The organism is Amycolatopsis sp. lyj-112 (genome assembly GCF_046549055.1).
Lineage (GTDB): Bacteria > Actinomycetota > Actinomycetes > Mycobacteriales > Pseudonocardiaceae > Amycolatopsis.
This window is the reverse complement of record NZ_JAJPWS010000016.1, coordinates 1-22,201: the sequence shown is the minus strand read 5'-3', so window position 1 is coordinate 22,201 and position 22,201 is coordinate 1. Positions and strand designations below refer to the sequence as shown.

Annotated in this window: 24 protein-coding genes; 18 read left to right on the top strand and 6 right to left on the bottom strand. The window is 69.1% G+C overall.

All coding sequences use genetic code 11. From position 1 onward, the window contains the following. Positions 1-11: 11 nt before the first annotated feature. A complete protein-coding gene (locus tag ACLJRL_RS34995) occupies positions 12-1,115 on the bottom strand; it encodes a branched-chain amino acid aminotransferase (RefSeq protein ID WP_410660650.1) in 1,104 nt (367 codons plus the stop codon). A gap of 117 nt (positions 1,116-1,232) precedes the next feature. Between ACLJRL_RS34995 and ACLJRL_RS34990 the strand changes: the two genes are divergently transcribed. Next, positions 1,233-1,544 (top strand): hypothetical protein, encoded by a 312-nt coding sequence (locus ACLJRL_RS34990; protein WP_410660649.1) that lies wholly within the window; start codon positions 1,233-1,235, stop codon positions 1,542-1,544. On the opposite strand, the gene ACLJRL_RS34985 is transcribed toward ACLJRL_RS34990, so the two are convergent. Continuing rightward, entirely contained in the window at positions 1,541-2,167 is a 627-nt protein-coding gene (locus ACLJRL_RS34985; RefSeq protein ID WP_410660648.1) for a DUF402 domain-containing protein, read from the bottom strand. The genes ACLJRL_RS34990 and ACLJRL_RS34985 overlap by 4 nt on opposite strands. Further along, positions 2,139-3,035 carry a hypothetical protein gene (locus ACLJRL_RS34980; protein ID WP_410660647.1) on the bottom strand — a complete coding sequence of 299 codons (897 nt, stop codon included), beginning with the start codon at positions 3,033-3,035 and terminating at the stop codon, positions 2,139-2,141. Before ACLJRL_RS34980 ends, ACLJRL_RS34985 begins: the two co-directional genes overlap by 29 nt. A gap of 112 nt (positions 3,036-3,147) precedes the next feature. On the opposite strand from ACLJRL_RS34980, the gene ACLJRL_RS34975 reads away from it, so the two are divergent. Next, positions 3,148-4,650, top strand: coding sequence for a leucyl aminopeptidase (locus ACLJRL_RS34975; protein WP_410660646.1), 1,503 nt, complete (start codon positions 3,148-3,150; stop codon positions 4,648-4,650). 134 nt (positions 4,651-4,784) lie between these two features. Further along, positions 4,785-5,768 carry an SMI1/KNR4 family protein gene (locus ACLJRL_RS34970; protein WP_410660645.1) on the top strand — a complete coding sequence of 328 codons (984 nt, stop codon included), beginning with the start codon at positions 4,785-4,787 and terminating at the stop codon, positions 5,766-5,768. Positions 5,769-5,867: 99 nt separating this feature from the next. Here ACLJRL_RS34970 and ACLJRL_RS34965 read toward each other — a convergent pair whose 3' ends face one another. Continuing rightward, positions 5,868-6,212: an oxidoreductase gene (locus tag ACLJRL_RS34965; protein ID WP_410660788.1), complete on the bottom strand. Its 345-nt coding sequence runs from the start codon at positions 6,210-6,212 to the stop codon at positions 5,868-5,870. Between the two features lie 182 nt (positions 6,213-6,394). Between ACLJRL_RS34965 and lpdA the strand changes: the two genes are divergently transcribed. The 8 genes from lpdA to ACLJRL_RS34925 all read left to right on the top strand — a co-directional run bounded on the left by lpdA (position 6,395) and on the right by ACLJRL_RS34925 (position 13,996). After that, positions 6,395-7,768, top strand: a complete 1,374-nt coding sequence (lpdA, locus tag ACLJRL_RS34960; RefSeq protein WP_410660644.1) for a dihydrolipoyl dehydrogenase — start codon at positions 6,395-6,397, stop codon at positions 7,766-7,768. 55 nt (positions 7,769-7,823) lie between these two features. Then, complete coding sequence (gene sucB, locus ACLJRL_RS34955; protein WP_410660643.1) at positions 7,824-9,584, top strand: 2-oxoglutarate dehydrogenase, E2 component, dihydrolipoamide succinyltransferase; 1,761 nt, start codon at positions 7,824-7,826, stop codon at positions 9,582-9,584. A 186-nt stretch (positions 9,585-9,770) separates the two neighbouring features. Next, positions 9,771-10,874 (top strand): serine hydrolase, encoded by a 1,104-nt coding sequence (locus tag ACLJRL_RS34950; RefSeq protein ID WP_410660642.1) that lies wholly within the window; start codon positions 9,771-9,773, stop codon positions 10,872-10,874. A 22-nt stretch (positions 10,875-10,896) separates the two neighbouring features. Then, complete coding sequence (locus tag ACLJRL_RS34945) at positions 10,897-11,364, top strand: ArsR/SmtB family transcription factor (protein ID WP_410660641.1); 468 nt, start codon at positions 10,897-10,899, stop codon at positions 11,362-11,364. A gap of 37 nt (positions 11,365-11,401) precedes the next feature. Beyond that, positions 11,402-12,286: a TIGR01777 family oxidoreductase gene (locus tag ACLJRL_RS34940; RefSeq protein ID WP_410660640.1), complete on the top strand. Its 885-nt coding sequence runs from the start codon at positions 11,402-11,404 to the stop codon at positions 12,284-12,286. Then, positions 12,283-12,897, top strand: a complete 615-nt coding sequence (locus tag ACLJRL_RS34935; protein WP_410660639.1) for a phosphatase PAP2 family protein — start codon at positions 12,283-12,285, stop codon at positions 12,895-12,897. The genes ACLJRL_RS34940 and ACLJRL_RS34935 overlap by 4 nt, the downstream gene beginning before the upstream one ends. A 10-nt stretch (positions 12,898-12,907) precedes the next feature. Continuing rightward, positions 12,908-13,651, top strand: coding sequence for a lipoyl(octanoyl) transferase LipB (gene lipB, locus ACLJRL_RS34930; protein WP_410660638.1), 744 nt, complete (start codon positions 12,908-12,910; stop codon positions 13,649-13,651). A 60-nt stretch (positions 13,652-13,711) separates the two neighbouring features. Further along, on the top strand, positions 13,712-13,996 hold the full coding sequence (locus tag ACLJRL_RS34925; protein WP_410660637.1) for a hypothetical protein: 285 nt from the start codon (positions 13,712-13,714) through the stop codon (positions 13,994-13,996). 64 nt (positions 13,997-14,060) lie between these two features. Here ACLJRL_RS34925 and ACLJRL_RS34920 read toward each other — a convergent pair whose 3' ends face one another. Both ACLJRL_RS34920 and ACLJRL_RS34915 read right to left on the bottom strand, forming a co-directional pair. After that, positions 14,061-14,996, bottom strand: a complete 936-nt coding sequence (locus tag ACLJRL_RS34920; protein ID WP_410660636.1) for an LLM class F420-dependent oxidoreductase — start codon at positions 14,994-14,996, stop codon at positions 14,061-14,063. A gap of 24 nt (positions 14,997-15,020) precedes the next feature. Then, the gene (locus tag ACLJRL_RS34915) at positions 15,021-15,638 is read right to left on the bottom strand and encodes a TetR/AcrR family transcriptional regulator (RefSeq protein WP_410660635.1); all 618 of its coding nucleotides are present in this window, start codon (positions 15,636-15,638) and stop codon (positions 15,021-15,023) included. A gap of 132 nt (positions 15,639-15,770) precedes the next feature. Here ACLJRL_RS34915 and ACLJRL_RS34910 point away from each other — a divergent pair, with 132 nt between their 5' ends. From ACLJRL_RS34910 to ACLJRL_RS34880, 7 genes are all read left to right on the top strand, one after another. Continuing rightward, positions 15,771-16,301: a hypothetical protein gene (locus tag ACLJRL_RS34910; RefSeq protein WP_410660634.1), complete on the top strand. Its 531-nt coding sequence runs from the start codon at positions 15,771-15,773 to the stop codon at positions 16,299-16,301. Between the two features lie 44 nt (positions 16,302-16,345). Beyond that, positions 16,346-17,302: an oxidoreductase gene (locus ACLJRL_RS34905; RefSeq protein ID WP_410660633.1), complete on the top strand. Its 957-nt coding sequence runs from the start codon at positions 16,346-16,348 to the stop codon at positions 17,300-17,302. Positions 17,303-17,339: 37 nt separating this feature from the next. Beyond that, positions 17,340-18,341 (top strand): lipoyl synthase, encoded by a 1,002-nt coding sequence (gene lipA, locus ACLJRL_RS34900; RefSeq protein WP_410660632.1) that lies wholly within the window; start codon positions 17,340-17,342, stop codon positions 18,339-18,341. A 61-nt stretch (positions 18,342-18,402) separates the two neighbouring features. After that, positions 18,403-19,065, top strand: a complete 663-nt coding sequence (locus ACLJRL_RS34895) for a DedA family protein (protein ID WP_410660631.1) — start codon at positions 18,403-18,405, stop codon at positions 19,063-19,065. Between the two features lie 9 nt (positions 19,066-19,074). After that, a complete protein-coding gene (locus ACLJRL_RS34890; protein ID WP_410660630.1) occupies positions 19,075-19,941 on the top strand; it encodes a patatin-like phospholipase family protein in 867 nt (288 codons plus the stop codon). 105 nt (positions 19,942-20,046) lie between these two features. Then, positions 20,047-21,252, top strand: a complete 1,206-nt coding sequence (locus ACLJRL_RS34885; RefSeq protein ID WP_410660629.1) for a L,D-transpeptidase — start codon at positions 20,047-20,049, stop codon at positions 21,250-21,252. A 15-nt stretch (positions 21,253-21,267) separates the two neighbouring features. Beyond that, positions 21,268-22,032, top strand: coding sequence for an SIR2 family NAD-dependent protein deacylase (locus tag ACLJRL_RS34880; RefSeq protein WP_410660628.1), 765 nt, complete (start codon positions 21,268-21,270; stop codon positions 22,030-22,032). Positions 22,033-22,201 lie beyond the last annotated feature (169 nt).

Here is a 22,201-nt window from a genome sequence, read left to right as displayed (position 1 = left end):
CTCGGCCTCGCTCAGCCCAGCGGGTGCATCCAGCCTTCCGGCGCCTCCCGGGTGCCCTCCTGGATACCGGTCAGCGCGGCGCGCAGCTTCATCGTGAGCTCGCCCATCTTCCCGCCGGCCACGGAGAATTCGCCGCCCGCGTGCTTGACGGTCCCGACCGGGGTGATGACGGCCGCGGTCCCGCAGGCGAACACCTCGCTCAGCTCGCCCGACGCCGCCGCCTTCTCCCACTCGTCGGTGGAGATCCGCCGCTCCTCGACCTGGTGCCCGAACGACTTCGCCAGCTCCAGCAGCGATTTGCGGGTCACGCCCGGCAGCAGCGAACCGGTCAGCTCAGGGGTCACGACACGGGCGTCGTCACCGGATCCGAAGACGAAGAACAGGTTCATCCCGCCCATCTCCTCGACCCAGCGCCGCTCGACGGCGTCGAGCCACACGACCTGGTCGCAGCCCTTTTCCACGGCCTGCGCCTGCGCCACGAACGACGCCGCGTAGTTGCCGGCGCACTTTGCCTCGCCGGTGCCGCCCGGGACCGCGCGCACGTACTCGGTCGAGAGCCACACGCTCACCGGCTTGATGCCGCCGCTGAAGTACGAGCCGGCGGGCGAGCCGATCAGCGCGTAAAGGTACTCGTTCGCGGGCCGGTTGACGCCGAGCCCGGCCTCGGTGGAGATCATGAACGGCCGCAGGTACAGCGACTCACCCTGCTTCGTCGGGACCCAGCGGGAGTCGACCGCGACGAGTTCGCGGATCGAGTCGAGGAACACCTCGACCGGCAGCTGCGGCATGGCGAGCCGCTCGGCCGAGTTCTGGAACCGGACCGCGTTGGCGTCCGGCCGGAACGCGGCGATCGTGCCGTCCGGTTGACGGTACGCCTTGAGGCCTTCGAAGATCGCCTGCCCGTAGTGCAGCACGGAGGTCGCCGGGTCGAGCGTGAACGGCGCGTAGGGTCCGACGGTCGCGTCGTGCCAGCCCTGCTCGGCGGTCCACTTCACGGTCACCATGTGGTCGGTGAAGTGGACTCCGAAACCGGGTGCGGCCAATACGTCCGCGACGCGTTCCGGGCTCGCGGGGCTCGGGTGCGGGAGGTGGGTGAACTGCGTCGAGGTCGTCATGCCTAAGACGATAACGCTTGGTCGGACCCACGTTAGTCGGACGTCCGCATATCTTTACCTCCGGCGATCTGTCCGTGGCGACGAACGCCCGAGGGCTTGCGCCCCTAGGATGGTGGAGTGACGGTGAACCCCATGCAGCCCGCCCACCCGGCCAAGCAGGCCACCCCTGGTGCGGGGTCCGACATCAAGACGTTCGCGACGGCGGTGCTGCTGACCTTCGGCACCGGCCTGCTGATGATGGACGGCTGGGCCCTGCTGGACAGTGGCTTCGGCGCTTTCCTCGGCCTGGTCGGCGCCGGTTTCGGCATCTACTGGTGGCGCAGCATCCACGGCAAGGTGTTCCCCCGCCAGTTGTCCACCAAGTCGGCTGTCGTCCTCGCGGTGGTCAACGTCGCGCTGGCGGTGCTGCTCCTGCTCCTCGTCAGCTAGAGCAGGCCATCGGGCAGACCGGGCGCGGGCCACTCCGAGTCCGGCCGGAAGTCCGTCCACGTGCCGTCGAAGGGGAACCGCCCGGCGTCCGCGAGCGCCCCGATCCGCTCACCTTCGGCGCGCAGCCGGTCGAGCTGCTCGACGGTGATCCGGCCGGCCAGGATGGCCTCCTCGGCCTCATCCTCGTCCTTCCACTCCCAGCGCCCGCCGGGCTCGACGGCGACGTCGAGGATGCCGTCGATCCGGTCGGGGCCTGCCGGGGTGCGCCCGAGCGGCACTTCGAGGTTGACGTACCAGTTCAGGAAGCGCCCGTCCGCGCCGAAGAACCACCAGACCGACGACCATTCGTCGTCGGCGATCCGGCGCAGCGTCGAGGTGTCGCGCCAGAGGTCGGGCACCCGCACTCGCGGCACCCGGAAGCGCTCTTCGAGCGGCGCCTCACGCAGTGAACGGCCGTCGGCGAGCCTGCTGCCGATGATCGGGGTGTCCGCGGGGAGCCAGCCGAGCAGCACCCGGCCGTCGTCGGAGATGACCCTCAGCGGGTGATGCTGGCCGATCGAGCCGTCCGGTCGCAGGAACCGCTCGACGACGGTGTCACCCGGGGTCCAAAGGGGATCGTGCACGCCTTGCACGGTACCCACGGGCGCGGGCCCGTAAAACCAGTTCCGCCACCGTTCCCACTCCCGCCAGCGCGAGGGCCACTACCGGCCCAGCGAAGGCGGCCGCGACGGCCACGATCAGTCCACAAGCGAGTGTCGCCTTCGGACGTTCCGGGGAAAGCCGCTCCCTGCCCTCGGTGAAGGCGTCCACCGCCACGGGCACCGTCGCCAGCGCGACCACGACGGACAGGACCGGCAGCAGCGATACGGCGTCGGCGGCGGCGAGGAGTTCCCGGAACGACGTCGCCGAGAGCCCCAGCCGGATCGGCCCCAGCTGGTAGAGGGCGACGCCGATGATCACCACGGCGAGAGCGCCCACCGCGGCCGCGCGCCCGGCGCCGGGACGGCGGGGCAGCAGGAACGGCAGCAGTACGAGTACGCCGAGGCCGAGCCCGGGGACGTTCGGCGGGTCGGGCGCGAGGAACTGCGCCAGCGGCGGGATGGCGACACAGACCGCGATCAGCGACGCGGCGGCCACCAGCAGCAGGCCGGTGACCCAGCGGGCGGCGTAGTCACCGAGGCGGACCCCGGCGAGATCGGCGACGGCGGCCACGACGGCGAACACCGCGGCGGCCACTCCCGGAGCATGGGGGAACAGGTAGTAGCCGAACGTCGTCGCGAAGACCAGAACCAGCCCCAGCCGCGAAACGGAGCCTGCGATCCGCTCGGGTCGCGTCTCCCCCAAGGGCGGCAGGAAGGCCTCCGCCAGCACGGCGAGCACGACCGCCACCACGGCGGCGGGAAGCACCCAGTAGTCCGCACCGGAAGTACCCACCGCGAGGGCGATGAACAGTCCGCCAGCCAGCCGCACGCCGTTTCCCTTCCGGTACACCGAGTGACCCTGTCGGCCCCGGTGTTCCCCCAGGTCCGACTGTCATTAGCATGGCTCACGATCCAACCGGGCGAACGTCCGGTACCCACCGCGAACGCGCGAGGAGCCAGAAGTGACCGTGCCGAAGCTTGCCCTGACTGAGAACGCCGAAGCGGCGCTTGCCAAGACGCGCGCCGACGTCGTCGTCATCGGCACCCTGCAGGGCGAGGACGGCCTGGCGCTCGCCGCCGGCTCCTCAGTCGCCGACGCCGCCTTCGACGGCAAGCTCGCCGACGTCCTGGGGACGCTGGGCGCGTCCGGCAAGGCCGACGAGGTCGTCAAGGTACCGACGCTGGGCAAGCTGTCCGCCGGTGTCGTCCTGGCCGTCGGCCTCGGCAAGGCCGGCGAGAACGGCGTCACCGCCGAGCAGGTCCGCCGGGGCGCCGGTGCCGCGGCGCGGGCGCTGGGCGGCACCGACCGCGCGTTCGTCACGCTGTCGGCGATCGACCTTCAGGCCGCCGTCGAGGGCACCGCGCTCGGCGCCTACAGCTTCACCGAGTACCGCTCCGAGAAGGGCGACGGCCCGGTCGCCAAGGTCGACTTCGTGAGCCCCGAAGAGGGCACCGCCAAGGACCACAAGGCGACGCTGAAGGCCGCCACCCTGATCGCGGAGTCGGTGATCATCGCCCGCGACCTGATCAACACCCCGCCGAACGACCTGTTCCCGGCCTCCTTCGCCGACCGCGCGAAGACCCTGGCCGAGGCGAACAACCTCGAGTTCGAGGTCCTCGACGAGAAGGCGCTGAAGCGCAAGGGCTTCGGCGGCATCCTCGGCGTCGGCGGCGGCTCCTCGCGCCAGCCGCGCCTGCTGCGCCTCGCCTACAAGCCGGCGAAGGCGTCGAAGAAGGTCGCGCTCGTCGGCAAGGGCATCACCTTCGACTCGGGCGGCATCTCGATCAAGCCCGCCGCGAACATGGACCACATGACCTCGGACATGTCGGGCGCGGCCGCCGTGCTCGCCTCCGTGGTGCTGGCCGCGAAGCTGAAGTACCCGCTCGAGGTCGTCGCGCACATCCCGCTGGCGGAGAACCTGCCCTCGTCCACCGCCTACCGGCCGGGCGACGTCCTCAGCATGTACGGCGGCAAAACCGTCGAGGTCCTCAACACCGACGCCGAAGGCCGTCTCGTGCTGGCCGACGCGATCGTGCGCGCGGGCGAGGAGAACCCCGACTACCTGATCGAGACCTCGACCCTGACCGGCGCGCAGGTCGTCGCGCTGGGCAACCGCACCGCGGGCGTGATGGGCTCGGACGAGTTCCGCGACCGCATCGCGTCGATCGCGCAGGCGACCGGTGAGGGCGGCTGGGCCATGCCGCTGCCGGAGGAACTGCGCGCCGACCTCGACTCGAGGCTGGCCGACCTGGCCAACGTCACCGGGCACCGCTGGGGCGGCATGCTCGCCGCGGGCATCTTCCTGCGCGAGTTCGTCGCCGACGGCCTGCCCTGGGCGCACATCGACATCGCGGGTCCGTCGTTCAACACCGCCGGGCCGTGGGGCTACACCGGCAAGGGCGGCACCGGTGTCCCGGTCCGCACCATCGCCGCCGTCCTCGCGGACATCGCCGCCAACGGCTGATCCCGGCCTAGTGGTAGGTCCGTGAAGGCCTCCTTGAGGGACTCTGAGTCCCTCAAGGAGGCCTTCACGGACTTTCACGCGCATTACGGCAGCAGCGCCGAAGGTGTCATCCCCGTTGTGGCAAGGTCGGTTCCGTGGACACGGACGCGTATCTCGAAGGCGCGATCAGGGATGTGCTGAGCGGCGACGACGCGACGCTCGACGATCGGATCGGGCACGCGGCACTGTTGTTCGCCGCGTCCGGGGCCATGGCGGAGGCCGACAGGCTGATCACGCATTGGCACGCGCTCACCGAACGTCCCGTCACCGCGCTCGTCCCCGGCGCCGTGCCGGCCCGCGCGTGGGCGATGCTCTTCGAAGCGCAGGGCGCCCGGCCGGACTGGGCCGCCGCGCTGATCCCGCTGGACCTCGACGCCGAGGAACGCGCCCACGACACCTACCTCGCCCGGCGCGTGTCCGATTTCGACGGTCTTCTCGGCGGCTCCCCGATCGGCGAGGCCGTTGCGCACCTCGGCCCGTCCCGGCCGGACAGACTGCGCGACGCCGTCACCAAAGAGAACCTCGACGCCTGGGCCGGGATCGCGTCGCGGCAAGCCCGCCCGGACGTCGCCGTGCTCGCGGCGTCGAGGCGGCTCGCGCCGCGTCTGGTCGCGGGAGCCGACCCGCTCGGGCTCGGCGAGTGGCCGGAAACGTGCGCCGGTTCGCTGGTCGCCGCCCTCTACAAGCGCTACCCGCCCGATACCGGCTCCTGGCGCGAAATGATCGCGGGCGTCCTCCGGCTGCGCGGCGGCGGTACGGCGCCCCCGGCGGCGTCACTCCGCAACATCGGCGCGGCCGAGGCGAGGCTCGGGCTCCGGCTGCCCGACGACTACCGCGAGTTCCTTCTGACCTGTGACGGCCTGCCCGCCGACGTCGTCTTCCCTCGGTTGCTCGGGACCGCGGAACTCCGCGCGGAAGGCGGTGTCGTCGTGATCGCCGATCCGGCCGTCGTGCTGCTGACGGCCGCCGGCGAGCAGTGGCGGACGGTCGAGATCGACCCCGCGCTCGGCACGACGGTCCACCCGACGTTCCGCGCGCTGCTGGAGCGCCACCTACTCATTCTGGCCCAATCCGCGTGAAATCCGCCGAAGCGCGTCAACTGATGGTCACGTCCCTAATGCCACATTTGGGGACGCTGAACGTCCCCATCGCCGCTTTCGCGGCATCAGCACGTCACATCAGGCTTCGCCGCGCTTCTTCCGCTCGGTGTATTCGCGCATCCGCTTCGGGTAGCCGACCCGCGCCACCTCGTAGACGGGGATCGACCGTTTGTGACCGAACTGTTGCGCTGCGTCAAGGCTCTCGACCCGCCGCCGCGTCCACTCGCCGTCATGCGCGATGAGGACCACTGTGGTCTCGGTGACGTTGGTCTTGGGCTCCACGTACGCCTCGACACCGGTCCGCGAAGCGGCCCACTCTTCGAGGTGCTTGAAGTCGTTCGAAGAGGCTTTCCGCAGCGTACCGGGCTTTTGCCCGCCTTTAGAGCGCCGGCGCAGCGAGTCGAACAGACCCACTCCGACCACCTCACTTCCCACTCGCGTCCAGTGTCCATTATCCCGACTCGGACGTGTGCTCGCCGTCGCATACCCGGCTAGGTCGCAGGCTCGCCGCGCGTAGTGACAAGATGGCAAGTGTCCGCGCGCGCGTATACCGCGCGAAACGGCGCAAGAGCATCACCCCTACCGCTTGCCGAGGAGCTATTGAAGTGACCGACACCTCCGCCGACCTTGTGATCCTGGGTGGCGGATCGGGCGGCTACGCCGCCGCGTTCCGCGCGGCCGAACTGGGCCTTTCCGTCACCCTGATCGAGAAGGACAAGCTTGGCGGGACGTGCCTCCACCGAGGCTGCATCCCGACCAAGGCCCTCTTGCACGCGGCGGAGGTCGCCGACGAGACCCGCGACGCCGAGAGCTTCGGCGTCAAGGCCGTGCTGGAAGGCATCGACATCGCCGGGGTCAACAAGTACAAGGACGGGATCGTCGCCCGCCTGTACAAGGGCCTCCAGGGCCTGGCCAAAGCGCACAAGGTGAACCTCGTCGAGGGCACCGGGACGTTCGTCGGCGGCACGACCGTCGAGGTCGACGGCACCCGGCACACCGGCAAGAACGTCATCCTCGCCACCGGCTCGTACTCGAAGACGCTGCCGGGCCTGGAGCTGGGCGGCCGCATCATCGCCAGTGAGCAGGCGCTGTCGCTCGACTACATCCCGAAGAAGGTCGTCGTCCTCGGCGGTGGCGTCATCGGTGTCGAGTTCGCGTCCGTGTGGGCTTCCTTCGGCGTCGACGTCACCATCGTCGAGGCGCTGCCCCGGCTGGTCCCGAACGAGGACGAGTACGCGTCCAAGCAGCTCGAGCGCGCGTTCCGCCGTCGCAAGATCGCCTTCAAGACCGGCGTCCGGTTCACCGGCGCCAAGCAGGACGACAACGGCGTGAGCGTGTCGCTGGAGTCCGGCGAGACCCTCGAGGCCGATCTGCTGCTGGTCGCCGTGGGCCGCGGCCCGAACTCGGCCGGGCACGGTTACGAGGAGGCCGGGGTCAAGATGGAGCGCGGTTTCGTCCTCACCGACGACCGCCTGCGCACCAACCTGCCGAACGTCTTCGCCGTCGGCGACATCGTCCCCGGCCTGCAGCTCGCGCACCGCGGGTTCCAGCAGGGCATTTTCGTCGCCGAAGAGATCGCCGGCCAGGAGCCGCGCGTGATCGACGAGAGCGGCATCCCGCGGGTCACCTACTCGCACCCCGAGGTCGCGTCGGTCGGTCTCACCGAGTCGCAGGCGAAGGAGAAGTACGGCTCCGACGTCACCACCTTCACTTACGACCTCGGCGGCAACGGCAAGAGCCAGATCCTCAAGACCTCCGGTGGAGTCAAGCTGATCAAGGCTCCGGAAGGGCCGGTCGTGGGCGTGCACATGGTGGGCGACCGCGTCGGCGAACTGATCGGCGAAGCGCAGTTGATCTACAGCTGGGAGGCTTTCCCCGAGGACGTCGCCCCGCTCATCCACGCACACCCCACCCAGACCGAGGCCCTCGGTGAAGCGTTCCTCGCCCTGGCGGGCAAGCCGCTGCACGTCCACAGCTGACGTCTCACCGTCGAAGTAACAGCCAAGCAAGACATATCAAGGGAGTCAGCGAACGATGGCCTACTCCGTCACGTTGCCGGAGCTCGGTGAGAGCGTCACCGAGGGCACCGTCACCCGGTGGTTGAAGCAGGAGGGCGACACCGTCGAGGTCGACGAGCCGTTGCTCGAGATCTCCACGGACAAGGTCGACACCGAGGTCCCGTCCCCGGTCGCCGGCAAGGTCGTGAAGATCAGTGCGCAGGAGGACGAGACCGTCGAGGTCGGCGGCGAGCTCGCCGTGATCGACGACGGGACCGGCGGGGTGCCGGAGTCCTCCGGTTCCGCTGAGTCCTCCGAACCGGCCGCCGAGGCCGAGCCGGAACCCGAACCCGAGCCGGAGCCCGCGCAGGAGCAGGCCTCCGCGCCTTCCCAGCCGGACACCGCGCCGGCCTCCGGTGGCGAAGGCACCGAGGTGAAGCTGCCCGAACTGGGCGAGAGCGTCACCGAGGGCACCGTCACCCGGTGGCTCAAGCAGGTCGGCGACAGCATCGAGGTCGACGAGCCGCTGCTCGAGATCTCCACGGACAAGGTCGACACCGAGGTCCCGTCCCCGGTCGCCGGCACCGTGCTGGAGATCCGCGCGGGCGAGGACGAGACCGTCGAGGTCGGCGGTGTCCTCGCGGTGATCGGCGCGGCCGGGTCCGCCCCGGCCCCCAAGGCCGAGGAGAAGAAGCCCGAACCCAAGCCCGAGCCGAAGCCGGAACCGAAGCCCGAGCCCAAGGCCGAAGCCGCTCCCGCGCCGAAGCCCGCCGAACAGCCGAAGGCCGCTGAGGCCCCGAAGCAGGCTCCGGCCGCGAGCAGCGACAACGGCTCGGACAGCTCGCCCTACGTGACGCCGCTGGTCCGCAAGCTCGCTTCGGAGCACGGCATCGACCTGTCGTCGCTGACCGGCAGCGGTGTCGGTGGCCGGATCCGCAAGCAGGACGTGCTCGCGGCCGCGGAGGCCAAGCAGAAGGCCGCCCCGGCTCCCGCCGCCCAGCCCGCGGCGGCCGCCCCGGCCGCCGCCGCACCGTCGGCTCCGCGCAAGGCCGCGGCTTCGCCGGAACTCGCGGCACTGCGCGGCACCGTGCAGAAGGCGAGCCGGATCCGGCAGATCACCGCCGTGAAGACCCGCGAGTCGCTGCAGCTTTCCGCGCAGCTCACGCAGGTCCACGAGGTGGACGTCACGAAGATCGCCAAGCTGCGTCAGCGGGCGAAGGCGGCCTTCAAGGAGCGCGAGGGCGTCAACCTGACGTTCCTGCCGTTCTTCGCGAAGGCCACCGTCGAGGCGCTCAAGCAGCACCCGAACGTCAACGCGTCCTACAACGAGGACTCGAAGGAGATCACCTACCACGGTGCGGTGCACCTGGGTATCGCGGTGGACACCGAAAAGGGTCTGCTGTCGGTGGTCATCCACGACGCGGGTGAGCTCAGCCTCGCCGGTCTCGCGCACCGCATCGCCGACCTGGCGGGCCGCGCGCGTGCGGGTCAGATCAAGCCGGACGAGCTTTCGGGCGGCACCTTCACGATCACGAACATCGGCTCCAACGGTGCCCTGTTCGACACGCCGATCATCGTGCAGCCGCAGTCCGGCATGCTCGGTACCGGCGCGGTCGTGAAGCGCCCGGTCGTGATCGTGGACGCCGACGGCAACGACACGATCGCCGTCCGGTCGATGGCGTTCCTGCCGCTGACCTACGACCACCGCCTGGTGGACGGGGCCGACGCGGGCCGCTTCGTCACGACGATCAAGCAGCGTCTGGAAGAGGGCAACTTCGAGGACGAGCTCGGTCTCTGATCCTCCTGTAGTCCCTGAAGGCCCTCGTTCCGCTTCGGCGGGGCGGGGGCCTTCTCCATTCCCGCGTTTCGTCCTCTAGTCGCGGTACTTGCGCAGGCAACCACCGCAACTAGAGGACTACTTGCGCGAGCCTGACCGGAACTCTAGTATTCCGGAATTACGGAATACTAGAGGGAGGCTGTCACGATGTTGACGAGGCGTCATCTGCTGGCGGGGGCCGCGGCCGGGTCGGCGGCGTTGCTGTTGCCGGGAATCGCGAACGCGGCCGGACCCGGCACACCGGATACGACGACCGAACAGGGCTGGCTCGACTGGATCGCCGCGCACCGCCGCGATGTCTCCGTCCTGATCGACGACGGAGCGGGCCGACGTGCCGCTCTCAACACCGAGGTCCGACGCGTCCTGGCGTCGTCGGTCAAGGTCGTGCACCTCAGCGCGTATGCCACGGCGGTCGCCGAGGGCAGTGTCGACCCGAAGGAACAGATCCGGGTCGGCGATTGGGACGCCCACCACCCGTTCGTCTCCGACGGGCGCGCGCACTTCCAGGCGCTCAACTGGCTGGGGGTCCCCTGCGACGACTACGGGATCGCCAAGGACCCCGAGCAGCGTGTCCCGCTGGCGCGGATCCCCGAAGCGATGATCTTCTTCAGCGACAACGCCGCGACGGACTACCTCCGCACCCGGCTCGGCGATCCCGCCCTCCGGCGCGCGGCGGCGCGGGGCGGCTGGACGAGGCCGGACACCCGTTCGCTCGGCGGCGAGGTCCTGATGCTGATGATGCCCGAGTACGCGCCTCGGCCCGGCAGCCCGGTCGCGGTCCGCCGGGCGAGGGGCGACGCGGTGGCGCGCCGGTTCGTGGCCGATCCCGCGTTCCGCGCCGAAGCGTTCAAACGCTTTCCGAGCATGCCCGCGACCCCCGAAGAGCAATGGCCGTGGACCAAGGGCCACGGCCAGGGTTCCGCGTCGGACCTGTTCTCTCTGCACCACAGCCTGGCGAAGGACCGGTACCGGCCGGGTGGTGCGCTGGCCCGCGAGATCCTCGCGCAGCCGCTTTCGGACCGCGTACCGCCCGGAGCGAGCGAAGTGCTCTTCAAGGGCGGAAGCCTTCCTTATTCTTTGACCCTCGGGCTCTCCGTGCGGTGGCCCGGCGGCCGCGCCGGCACGGCGGCCGTCCTCCTCACCGGTGTGAGCGCCCAGGACATGCAGAACTCCTTGCCGCTCATCTCCGCCGTGCTGTCGTCGCTGTCCGACCCGGCGCGCTTCGCCGCCCTGCGGCGGGCACTCGGCTGAAGCGAAGGTATAGATAACCGGTATGAACGCTGAGCTCGCCGATCGGATCGCCTCCCTCGAAGAGCGGGTCGCCGCCCTCGAAGGACAGAGCCAGGCCGAACTCCCGGCGAGCCCCGGCGGTCTCGTCGGCTACCACGGCGAGCTGACCGATCCCGTCGAGCTGAGCTGGACGATCAACGTCACACCGGGGGCGGTGCTGGCGATGGGCGACGGGCCGCGGGTGGAAGTGCTCGCGGCCTTGTCCAGCACCGCGCGGGTGGCGCTCGTGCGGACGCTGGCCGAGAAGGGCGCGCAATCCGCCCCTGCCCTGCAGGAAGCCGCCGAACTCGGCTCCCCCGGCCAGCTCTATCACCACCTCAAGGCGCTGACCGGCGCCGGGATCGTCGAGCAGGACAAGCGGGGCAGTTACCGTCTTCGCCCCGCCGCGACGATCCCGGTGCTGGTGCTGCTCACCGCCGCGTCGGACGTCGCCGGGCAACTGAAGACCTGAGCGTGCGACCGGTTCGCGAATAGGACACGATCGGATCATGCGAGTTCTGATCGCGGGCGCGAGCGGGTTGATCGGCACCTCCCTGACGACGCGGCTTCGCGAGTCCGGGCACGAAGTGGTCCGGCTCGTGCGCAGGGCGGAGAAGGCCGAAGACGAAAGACGCTGGGATCCCCCGGCCGGGGAGATCGCCGACGGCGCGCTCGACGGCGTCGACGCCGTGGTGAACCTGGCGGGCGCTCCCTTGCTCCCCGGACGCTGGAGCGCCGCCCGCAAGCAGGTGCTGCTCGACAGCCGGGTCGAACCGACCGAGGTGCTGGCCGAAGCGGTCGCCGAACACGGGATCCCGGTGCTGGTGAACGCCTCCGCGGTCGGCTACTACGGCGATCCCGGTCCGTCCACTGTGGAGGAATCGAGCCCGGCGGGCCGCGGTTTCCTCGCCGAACTCTGCACCGCCTGGGAGGGCGCCACCGAAACAGCGGCCACCGCGGGTGCCCGCGTCGTGCGTATCCGCACCGGGCTGGTCCTCGCCCGCAAGGGTGGTCTCCTCGACGTCCTGCGGCCGTTGTTCCGCGTCGGGCTCGGCGGGAAACTCGGCGACGGCAAGCAGTACATGCCGTGGATCTCGCTCGACGACGAGGTCGGCGCGATCGTTTTCGCGCTGGAGAACGAATCCCTGTCCGGCCCGGTGAACCTCTCCGGGCCGCAGCCCGCCACGAACGCCGCGTTCACGAAGGCGCTGGGCCGAGCCGTGCACCGCCCGACGCTGTGGCAGGTCCCCGGTTTCGCGATGAAACTCGCACTGGGACAGGCCGCCGAGGAGATGGCGCTGTTCGGGCAGCGGGCACTGCCTCGCGCGCTGGAGGAGGCGGGCTACGAGTTCCGTCACCCGACCCTCGAGGGCGCGCTGGCCGCCGCGACATGACCGTGCGGCGCGGCCTCCACCTCCTCGCGGGCACCCTGCTGCTGATCGGCTTCGTCGTGCTCGGCCTGCTGGTCGACGATCAGCCTCCGCCGGTGGACGTCGCCCTCGCCGACGCGCTGCACGGGCAGTACACGCGGCCCGCCGGGCAGGTGGCCGACCTGATCACGAACGTCCTCGGCCCGGTGCTGCCGTTCGCGCTGGCCGCCGTGCTGGCGGTGATCGCCTGGCGCCACCGGGACCTGACCGCGTTATGCGTCAAACTCGCCGTCGTCCTGCTGCTGTGCCGGCTGACCAGCCTGATCGCCAAGCCGCTGTTCTACCGGGAACGACCTCGCGAATTCCCCGACCTGAGCTATCCGAGCGGACACGTCGTCGCCGTCGCCTGCACCGGTTTCGTCGCGGTCCTGCTCTGCGCGTGGACCCGCCCGCACCTGGTGCGCCTGGCGATCACGATCGCCGTCGCGGCGACCGTGGTGGGCGCGCTCTGCCGCGTCGTACTGGGCGTGCACTGGCTCACCGACACCGCCGGATCGGTGCTCGCCGTCGGCGGGACCGGCCTGATCGCGGCGGCCGGGCTGGGCCTGCTGCCCCGGCCGAGAGACCCGGCGTAGTGTCGCTGACGTGAGCTCTTCGACCACGTCATGCCGTGCCTCCACCGAGCCCGTCGACGTCCGTGAGATCGGGACGATCGACTACACCGAGGCCTGGGAACTCCAGCGCCGCCACGTCACCGCCCGGGCCGACGGTGAAGGCCCCGACACCCTGCTGCTGCTGGAGCACCCGTCGGTCTACACCGCGGGCAAGCGCACCGAAGCCGAGGACCGGCCGACCGACGGCACCACGGTGATCGACGTCGACCGCGGCGGGAAGATCACCTGGCACGGTCCCGGCCAGCTGGTCGGCTACCCGATCATCAAGCTCGCCGACCCGATCGACGTCGTGCACTACGTCCGTCGGCTCGAAGAGGCCTTGATCACCGTTTGCGACCAGCTCGGCGTGCACACCGGCCGGGTCGAGGGCCGCAGCGGCGTCTGGATCCCGGCCGACGACCGCGGTGTCGAGCGGAAGATCGCCGCGATCGGCATCCGCGTGCAGCGCGGCGTGACCATGCACGGCTTCGAGCTCAACTGCGATCCCGACCTGAGCGCCTTCGACAAGATCGTCCCGTGCGGTATCCGGGACGCGGGCGTGACGTCGCTTTCCGCCGAACTCGACCGCGAGGTCACGGTGGCGTCGGTGCTGCCGATGGCGCGCGAGGCCGTGCTCGCGGCGATGGAAGGCGACCTGCGGGTGAACGAGGAGCGCTGGCTTCCGCGCCCCGAGGCACCTGCCGCCCCCGGTGTCACTTTCGCTTTGCAGAACTAGCTTCTGTGCGAGTCTTCCAGCAGGGCCACGGAAACACCGCGGTCCCACTGGGAGGAAATCATGCGCAAATTCGCGCGCGTACTGGCGGTCGTGGCGGCCGCGGGCGGGCTGATGGCCCTGCCCGGCACCGCGTCGGCGGCCCCGCCGCCGGGCTGCTGGACCAATACGGACGGTTCCACTTGGGCGAGCGGGACCTGCCCGACCGGGTCGTACAAGGTCGTCGTCCAGTACTGCCGTCCGAACTGCCACGAGGAAGAGGGCTATCCGGCCACCAACGGCAGGCCTTCGTCGATCACGTTCAGCCCCGGCGGCTCCATCGCCAGCGTCACCGTGAAGTACACGTAGAAGTCCGTGAAGGCCTCCTTCCCTGCCCTGAAAGTAGGGAAGGAGGCCTTCACGGCATTTCGCGTCAGTCCAGCTGAGGTGCGACCTCGGAAGCGATCAGGTCGACCTGGTCCAGATCCGAGAGGTCCAGCAGCTGCAGGTAGAGCCGGGTGATCCCGGTCTTCTCCCGCCACTGCCCGATCTTCTCGACGACCTCGGCGGGCGTTCCCGCCAGGCCGTTCTCCCGAAGCTCCGACACCTCGCGGCCGATGACTCCGGCACGCTTCGCGATCTCGGCGTCGTCGCGGCCCACGGCGACCACGAGCGCGACCGAGCGGAGGATCTCCTGGGGGTCGCGGCCGATCTCGCGGGCGGCGTCGTCGACCCGGCCGAACTGCTCGACGGCGAATTCCGGGCTCACGAACGGCAGGTTGAACTCGTCGGCGTACCGCGCGGCGAGTGCGGGGGTGCGCTTCTTGCCGCCACCGCCGATGATCACCGGCGGCCGGGGCCGCTGGGCGGGCTTGGGCAGGCCGGGCGAGTCGACGAGCTGGTAGTGCTCGCCGTCGAAGGAGAACGTCTCGCCTTCCGGCGTCTCCCACAGGCCGGTGACCACCGCGAGCTGCTCGGCGTAGCGGTCGAAGCGCTCCTTGATCGGCGGCAGGTCGAGGCCGTACGCGGTGTGCTCGTCGTCGTACCAGCCCGAACCGAGGCCGAGTTCGACGCGGCCGCCGGACATCTGGTCGACCTGGGCGACCGAGATCGCCAGCACCGACGGATGCCGGAAGGTGGCGGCGGTGACGAGGGTGCCCAGCCGCACGCGGCGCGTCTCGCGGGCGAGGCCGGCGAGGGTGATCCACGCGTCGGTCGGTCCGGGCAGGCCGGTGGCCGAACCCATCTTCAGGTAGTGGTCACTGCGAAAGAAGGCGTCGTAGCCCGCGTCCTCGGTGGCCTTTGCCACCCGGAGCAGGTCGTCGTAGCTGGCCCCCTGCTGGGGCTCGGTAAAGATCCTGAGGTCCACGACGCCACCCTATAGACGGAGTCGTCAGCTCGCTTTCCCGTGTTCAGCAGGCGGAATCCGACGGAATCCGACGAGCAGCCGCACCAGGACCTCTTCGACCTGGACGCTGACCTTCTTCGGTTCGGGCGAACTCGCGATCTCGATGGCCGCGCTCGACAGCGCGCCGAACAGCAGCCGGGCGGTGACGTCCACCGGGACGTCGTCGACCTCGCCGACCTCGATGAGCGCCTGGATCCCGCTGCGGACCAGGCCGAAACTGCACCTGTCCTCCGCCTCGCGCCAGCGCTCCCAGCCCATCACCACCGGCGCCTCATGGATCGCGATGCGCTGATAGGCCGGGTCGAGGCAGCTCTGCAGGAATCCGCGCAGCCCGGCGAGCGCCCGGTCCCAGGGCGAGTCCGGGCCGTTCATGATCTTCTCGAGCCTGTCGAACACCTGGCTCTCCACGGTGTCGAAGGCAGCCTCGAACAGCGCCTGCTTCCCACTGAAATGGTGGTAGAGCGCGCCCTTCGTCACCCTGGCCCGCTTGGCGATCTCATCGAGAGAAGTGCCCGCGTAACCGCGTTTGGTGAACAGCTCGACAGCACTCTCTACGAGTGCCGACCGGGTGGACTCGGAATAGTCCAGCCGCCTTGACCTCATTGTCGCCACCTTCACAACTTTACGCCGACAGCCCGGCACCATACTCATGGTATGTTGGCTCCTGTCAGGTCCGTACCGGGAGTATGCCGCAAACCTGCGGTATGAACCGGGTCACGGAGGGGAGCCCATATCATGAGCTGGAACGACTTCTACCAGCGGCGCGACATCCTCGAAGCCGCATTGCGACAGGCGGGTCACCACCCGTCCCGCGCACTTTCTCTCGCTGAAATCCCCGGTGCCACCAAGTACTTCGCGACCGAAGAAGAGCTTCTGGCCGCGCTTCAGTACAAGTGGACCCAGGTGCTCGGCGGCCATCTTCGCGCCGAGATGACCGACCCGGACTACGCCGACGAAGACGTCGCGTTCGACAGGGTCGAAGCCGTCACTCGCGCATGGAACCGCACCATCGCCGAGCACGAGAACCTTCGCGAAGTGCTCGACGCCGCCCTCGAGCGGTGCCCCGCGCTCGTCCCGTCGCACGAAGCCGGTCTGCGCACTCTCGCGCTCACGGCCGGGCTGGCCGACGGCGACGAGCCGACCGCGGAGATCACCAAGGTCGGCGCCACGTTCGGCACCCTGCTCCGGCACGGTCGTCAGGCCAAGCCCGCCCGCCGCCGCAACCCGATGGGCCACCTGCTCCGTTTGCTCGCGCCCAGCGCGTGATACTCCCCTGGCGGCCCTACCTCCGATGTAGTTAGGTGACCGACATGGCTGCTCACACGCGCTGGACCGAGGCCGACATCCCGGATCAGACCGGCCGCACCGCGTTCGTCACGGGGGCGAACTCGGGTCTCGGGCTGCGGACCGCCGAAGTGCTCGCGAGCAAGGGTGCGCGCGTCCTGCTCGGCTGCCGATCACCAGAACGTGGGGCGAAGGCACTCGAGCAGGTGCGCGCCGCCGCGACCGGGGAAGCCCCCGAACTCGTCCGGCTGGATCTCGCCGACCTCGATTCGGTGCGCGAGGCCGCCAAGAAGGTCGAAGAGCTGGCGGAGACCAAGCTCGACCTTTTGGTCAACAACGCCGGCGTGATGGCGACGCCACGCGGCCACACGAAAGACGGCTTCGAGACCCAGTTCGGCACGAACCACCTCGGGCACGCCGTGCTGACCTGGCTGCTGGTGCCGTCGCTGCGCAACGGCTCGGGAGCCCGTGTCGTGACGTTGTCGAGCGTCGCCGCGACAGGCGCGCGCATCGACGTCGCGGACCCGAACTTCGAGCGCCGGGCGTACAACCCGGCCGCGGCCTACGGCCAGTCCAAGCTGGCCAATCAGGTCTTCGCGCTCGAACTCGACCGCAAGCTTCGGGCCGCGGGTGAGGACATCATCAGCGTGGCCGCGCATCCCGGCTACACCTGGACCGGTCTCGGTTCGGGGATGGCCCGCTCCTACCGCAATCCGGTGGTACGCGCGCTCGTCGGCGCCGGCAACCGGATCGGCGAGGTCGTCATCGCACAGAACGCCCGGCAGGGCACGCTCCCGCAGTTGTTCGCGGCGACGTCCGCGGCGGTCGAAGGCGGTGACTACATCGGCCCGCACGGCCTCGGTGGTCTCCGTGGCCACCCGGTCAAAGTGAGGCCTCTTCCGGCCGCGAAGAGCGAATCGCTGGGCGCCGCGTTGTGGGACGTGACCACCAAGTTGACGGGCGTCACCCCCGACCCCGCGTGACCGGCGACCACTACCGCGGCGGGCGTAGGGTGACGGAGTGAGTGCTGCCCCAGATGGCCGCAAGTTGTTGCGGCTCGAGGTCCGGAATGCCCAGACTCCGATCGAGAAGAAGCCTCCGTGGATCAAGACGCGGGCGCGGATGGGTCCGGAGTTCACTGAGCTCAAGGGTCTGGTCAAACGTGAAGGCCTCCACACAGTCTGCGAAGAAGCCGGGTGCCCCAACATCTACGAATGCTGGGAGGACCGTGAGGCGACGTTCCTGATCGGTGGGGATCAGTGCACGCGTCGGTGTGACTTCTGCCAGATCGACACGGGCAAGCCGGCGGCGCTGGACACGACCGAGCCGCGGAAGGTGGCGGAGTCGGTGCAGGCCATGGGGCTGCGCTATTCCACGGTGACCGGTGTCGCGCGCGACGACCTGGAGGACGGCGGCGCGTGGTTGTACGCGGAGACCGTGCGTCAGATCCACGCGTTGAACCCGGGTACCGGTGTCGAGCTGTTGATCCCGGACTTCAACGCGGACCCGGATCAGCTGGCCGAGGTGTTCGGTTCGCGTCCTGAGGTGTTGGCGCACAATGTGGAGACGGTGCCGCGGATCTTCAAGCGGATCCGCCCTGGTTTCCGGTATGCGCGTTCGTTGGAGGTCATTACGCGGGCTCGTGAGGCCGGTTTGGTGACGAAGTCGAATCTGATCCTGGGTATGGGTGAGACTCCGGAGGAGGTGGCTCCGGCGATGAAGGATCTGGTCGACGCGGGTTGTGAGATCTTGACGATCACCCAGTACTTGCGGCCTTCGCCGCGGCATCATCCGGTGGACCGGTGGGTCAAGCCGGAGGAGTTCGTGGAGCACTCGAACGCTGCTGAGGCGATGGGTTTCGCCGGTGTGATGGCGGGGCCGCTGGTCCGGTCGTCGTACCGCGCGGGTCGTCTGTTCGCGCAGACGAAGGCTCACCGAGGCGAAGAGCTGTCGGAGAACCTGGCCCACCTCGTTTCCGAAGGCCCCGCAGCACAGGAAGCCAGCTCACTGCTGGCACGGTGACTCCGGTCACCCTCTCCGTAACCTCGTCACCCGAAAGGTCACGAATCAGTAATGTGACCTGGTGGCGTTGGTAACGGATCTTCTCAATTGGCTGCAAGGACTCCCGGAACCGGGACTGGTCGCGGCGACCGGTGGACTGGTGTTCGCCGAATGCACCATCGGGCTCGGCTTCATCGCGCCCGGCGAATCGGGGCTGCTGGTCGCAGCCACGACGGCGACGTCGGTCTCCCGGTTCCTGACTCTGTGGGCGGTTGTGACGGTCTGCGCCACACTCGGCGACTCGCTCGGCTACGCGATCGGCAAACGCTTCGGCCCGCGCCTGCGTGAGACCAAGCTGATCCGCAAGTACGGCCTCGACGCCTGGGACAAGGCGACCGGCGTGCTCGAACGTCGAGGCGCGTGGGCGGTGTTCTTCGCCCGGTTCCTCCCGGTCATCCGCACCTTGACGCCGGCGGCGTCCGGGACCTCAGGCCTGCCGTTCCGCAAGTTCCTTCCCGCCGCCGCGGCGGGCGCGGCATGCTGGTCGGCCATCCACATCGGCATCGGCGCCGCCCTCGGTGAAGCCGCGAAGAAGGTCGAAGGCGTCCTCAACACCGGCGGCCTGGCCGTCCTCGGCGTGCTCATCGGTGTCGCCGTGTTCTTCCTCCTGCGCTACAAGAAGAAGAAGGCCCTCGCCGTCTCAGCTGAAGAAGCCCTCCCGGCGAAGGTCGGCGCGACGGACTAGATTCCGGGCATGAGCGCCCTGAACCTGCCCCAGCCGATCGGTTTCGTCCTCGGCGGTGGAGGCAGCCTCGGCGCCATGCAGGTCGGGATGCTCCAGGCCCTGTCGGAAGCCGGCGTCACCCCTGATCTCGTCATCGGCACCTCGGTGGGTTCCCTGAACGCCGCCGTCCTCGCCCTCGGCGACGAATCGGGCGACCGGCTGAACCGGATCTGGTCGCGGATGACGCGGCACGAGGCCTTCCCCGGCGGAGTGCTCAGCCAGGTGCGGACCCTGCGGCACAGCAAGACGAACCTGTTCCCCAACACCGGGCTCGCCGCGATCATCGACGAGCACATCGGCGACGGCGTCCGGTTCGAGGATCTCGCGCTGCCGCTGGGTGTCGTCGCGACGGATGTCGACACCGCCGAGCCGCTGCTGATCCGCTCAGGGCCCGTTCTGGCGCCGCTGCTGGCCAGTTGCGCCATCCCGGGGATCTATCCGCCGGTGCCGTTCGAAGACCGCATACTCTACGACGGCGGCCTCGTGGCCAACGTGCCGATGCGCCAAGCCCTCGCGATGGGCGCGAAATCGCTCGTCGTCCTCGACTGCGCGTTCCCCGGCAAGATGCCCGGCACCCCGCAGACCTTCGCCGAGGTGATGATGTTCACCGCGATGATCAGCATGCGAAATCAGGCCGTGCTGGAGGCGCCGATCGCGGCGGCCGAGGTGCCCGTGGTCTACGTGCCGGGTCCGATGCCGGTGCGGGTCAGCCCGCTGGACTTCAGCCACACCACCACCTTGACCGCTGAGGCGTACAAGGCCGCGAAGACCTATTTGGGTGAAATAACCGTCGATGGTCCTGGTCTTTATGGGGGACCCGGTCTCGTCGTGGCGTGACAAGCGCCACTCGGAAGAACCATCCGGGATCGATCACGTCTTCTTCGTCGCGTAGTTTTGAAAAGAGAACTTTCCGCTGATCGAGCGACGTAAAAAGAGACTCATATGTTTCCCAAGAAGACATTACTTTCGATGGCCGGAATACTCGCTGCGGTACTGCTGATCTCGGCATGCTCGTCTTCGGGTGACGCAGGAAGCGGCAATGCGAATTCGACCGGCACCAGTGCGGAATCGGACGAAAGCCCGGTTTCGGTGACGATTGCTCCGGCGGGCGGGACGGACGTCAATCCGGCGACCCCGGTCGTCGTCAAGGCCGAGCACGGCAAGCTGACCGACGTCTCCGTCTCCAACGCCGACAAGGGCAACCAGGTCAAGGGCGAACTGGCGGGCGACGGGCTCAGCTGGAAGACGACCGAGCCGCTCGGCTACGGCAGCACCTACAAGATCGTGGCGCACGCCCAGGGCTCCGACGGGAAACCCGTCGAGCAGCAGACCCGGGTCTCCACGCTGAACCCGCGGCAGCAGGCGAACCCGAACCTCATCCCGGCCCCGTCGGCGGTCACCTCGGGCGGCGTCGGCGTCGGGCAGCCGATCGTGTTCAGTTTCGGCCAGCCGGTGAAGAACAAGGCCGAAGTGGAGAAGAAGCTGTCGGTGGAATCCACGCCGAAACAGGAGGGCTCCTGGTACTGGATCGACGACAAGAACGTCCATTACCGCCCCAAGGTGTACTGGCAGCCCGGGACGACACTGAAGGTGTCGGCGATGATCTACGGCGTCGATTTCGGCAATGGCGTCTACGGCGCGACCGATCGCACCGAGACCTACAAGGTGCACGATTCCTGGGTCGCGAAGGCCGACGGCAACACCGAACAGATGCAGATCTTCCACAACGGCCAGATGGTGAAAGCGATGCCCATTTCCATGGGCAAAGACGCCACGCCGACACATCTGGGCGCGCACGTCATTTCGGACAAACACGAGAATTACGTGATGGACTCCTGCACCTACGGCGTCTGCCAGGGCCAGCCGGGGTATTACAAGGCCAACGAAAAGTGGTCGCTGCGGATCTCCAACGACGGCGAATTCGTCCACGAGAACCCGAACAGCGTCGGTGCGCAGGGCAGTTCCAACGTGTCGCACGGCTGCATCAACCTCAACGCCGCCAACGCCCAGTGGTTCTACCAGAACATGGGGCTCGGCGACGTCGTCGAGGTGGCCAACTCCGGCGGTCCGCAACTTCCGGTCTGGGACCTCTACGGCGACTGGTCGAAGTCGTGGGCGGACTGGCAGGCGGGCAGCGCCGTCAAGTAGAGGCATGATGGGCCGGTGACCACCACCGGCCCCGATGCCGAACTGAGCAAGGCCCGCTCGCTCGTGGCCGGCGCCGGCCGGGTCGTCGCACTGACCGGCGCCGGGATCTCCACCGACTCGGGGATCCCCGATTTCCGGGGGCCGCAGGGCCTGTGGACCCGCGATCCGGCCGCGGAGAAGATGTCGAACCTCCAGGCGTATCAGGGCAGCCGAGAAGTCCGTGAGCGGACCTGGCAGGCGCGGGTGGTCCACCCGGGCTGGCAGGCGAAGCCGAACGCCGGGCACCGCGCGCTCGTGCGCCTGGAGGAGTCCGGGACGCTGACGCATATCGTCACGCAGAACATCGACCGGCTGCACCAGAAGGCCGGTTCGGCCCCGGAACGGGTGCTCGAACTGCACGGGACGATGTTCGAGTCCGTCTGCCTGTCCTGTGACGACCACCGGGACATGCGCGCGGCGCTGGAACGGGTCCGGGCGGGCGAGACGGATCCGCCGTGCCTGGTGTGCGGCGGCATCCTGAAGTCCGCCACCATCTCCTTCGGCCAGAGACTGGACCAGGACCTGCTTCGAGCGGCTCGCGTCGCCGTCGAAGAGAGCGATCTCCTGCTCGTGGCCGGCTCTTCCCTCGGTGTCCAGCCCGCCGCCGGCCTGGTGAGCGTCGCTTCGCGCACCGGTGCCGACGTGGTGATCTGCAATGGCTCCGAAACGCCCTACGACTCGCTGGCCACCGCTGTCGTCCGCGGCCCCCTCGGCACGACCCTCCCTGCCCTGACCCCGTAACTCGCGTGATCAGACAGCGAACTCGCGTGATCAGAGCCGTATCTCGCGTGATTACACGGCGAACACGGTGTTCGCTGTCTGATCACGGGTGTCGTCCGTCTGGTCACGCGTGTTGCGGGTCTGGACACGGGTGTTGCGGGTTCAATCACGCGAGTGTCGGGTTTTGGGT

Coding starts and splice junctions, on each gene's coding strand:
- ACLJRL_RS34925 (WP_410660637.1), top strand. CDS start 13,712: ATGCGCAAATTCGCGCGCGTACTGGCGGTCGTGGCGGCCGCGGGCGGG.
- ACLJRL_RS34905 (WP_410660633.1), top strand. CDS start 16,346: ATGGCTGCTCACACGCGCTGGACCGAGGCCGACATCCCGGATCAGACC.
- ACLJRL_RS34915 (WP_410660635.1), bottom strand. CDS start 15,638: ATGAGGTCAAGGCGGCTGGACTATTCCGAGTCCACCCGGTCGGCACTC.
- ACLJRL_RS34910 (WP_410660634.1), top strand. CDS start 15,771: ATGAGCTGGAACGACTTCTACCAGCGGCGCGACATCCTCGAAGCCGCA.
- ACLJRL_RS34885 (WP_410660629.1), top strand. CDS start 20,047: ATGTTTCCCAAGAAGACATTACTTTCGATGGCCGGAATACTCGCTGCG.
- ACLJRL_RS34945 (WP_410660641.1), top strand. CDS start 10,897: ATGAACGCTGAGCTCGCCGATCGGATCGCCTCCCTCGAAGAGCGGGTC.
- ACLJRL_RS34890 (WP_410660630.1), top strand. CDS start 19,075: ATGAGCGCCCTGAACCTGCCCCAGCCGATCGGTTTCGTCCTCGGCGGT.
- sucB (WP_410660643.1), top strand. CDS start 7,824: ATGGCCTACTCCGTCACGTTGCCGGAGCTCGGTGAGAGCGTCACCGAG.
- ACLJRL_RS34940 (WP_410660640.1), top strand. CDS start 11,402: ATGCGAGTTCTGATCGCGGGCGCGAGCGGGTTGATCGGCACCTCCCTG.
- ACLJRL_RS34935 (WP_410660639.1), top strand. CDS start 12,283: ATGACCGTGCGGCGCGGCCTCCACCTCCTCGCGGGCACCCTGCTGCTG.
- ACLJRL_RS34995 (WP_410660650.1), bottom strand. CDS start 1,115: ATGACGACCTCGACGCAGTTCACCCACCTCCCGCACCCGAGCCCCGCG.
- ACLJRL_RS34950 (WP_410660642.1), top strand. CDS start 9,771: ATGTTGACGAGGCGTCATCTGCTGGCGGGGGCCGCGGCCGGGTCGGCG.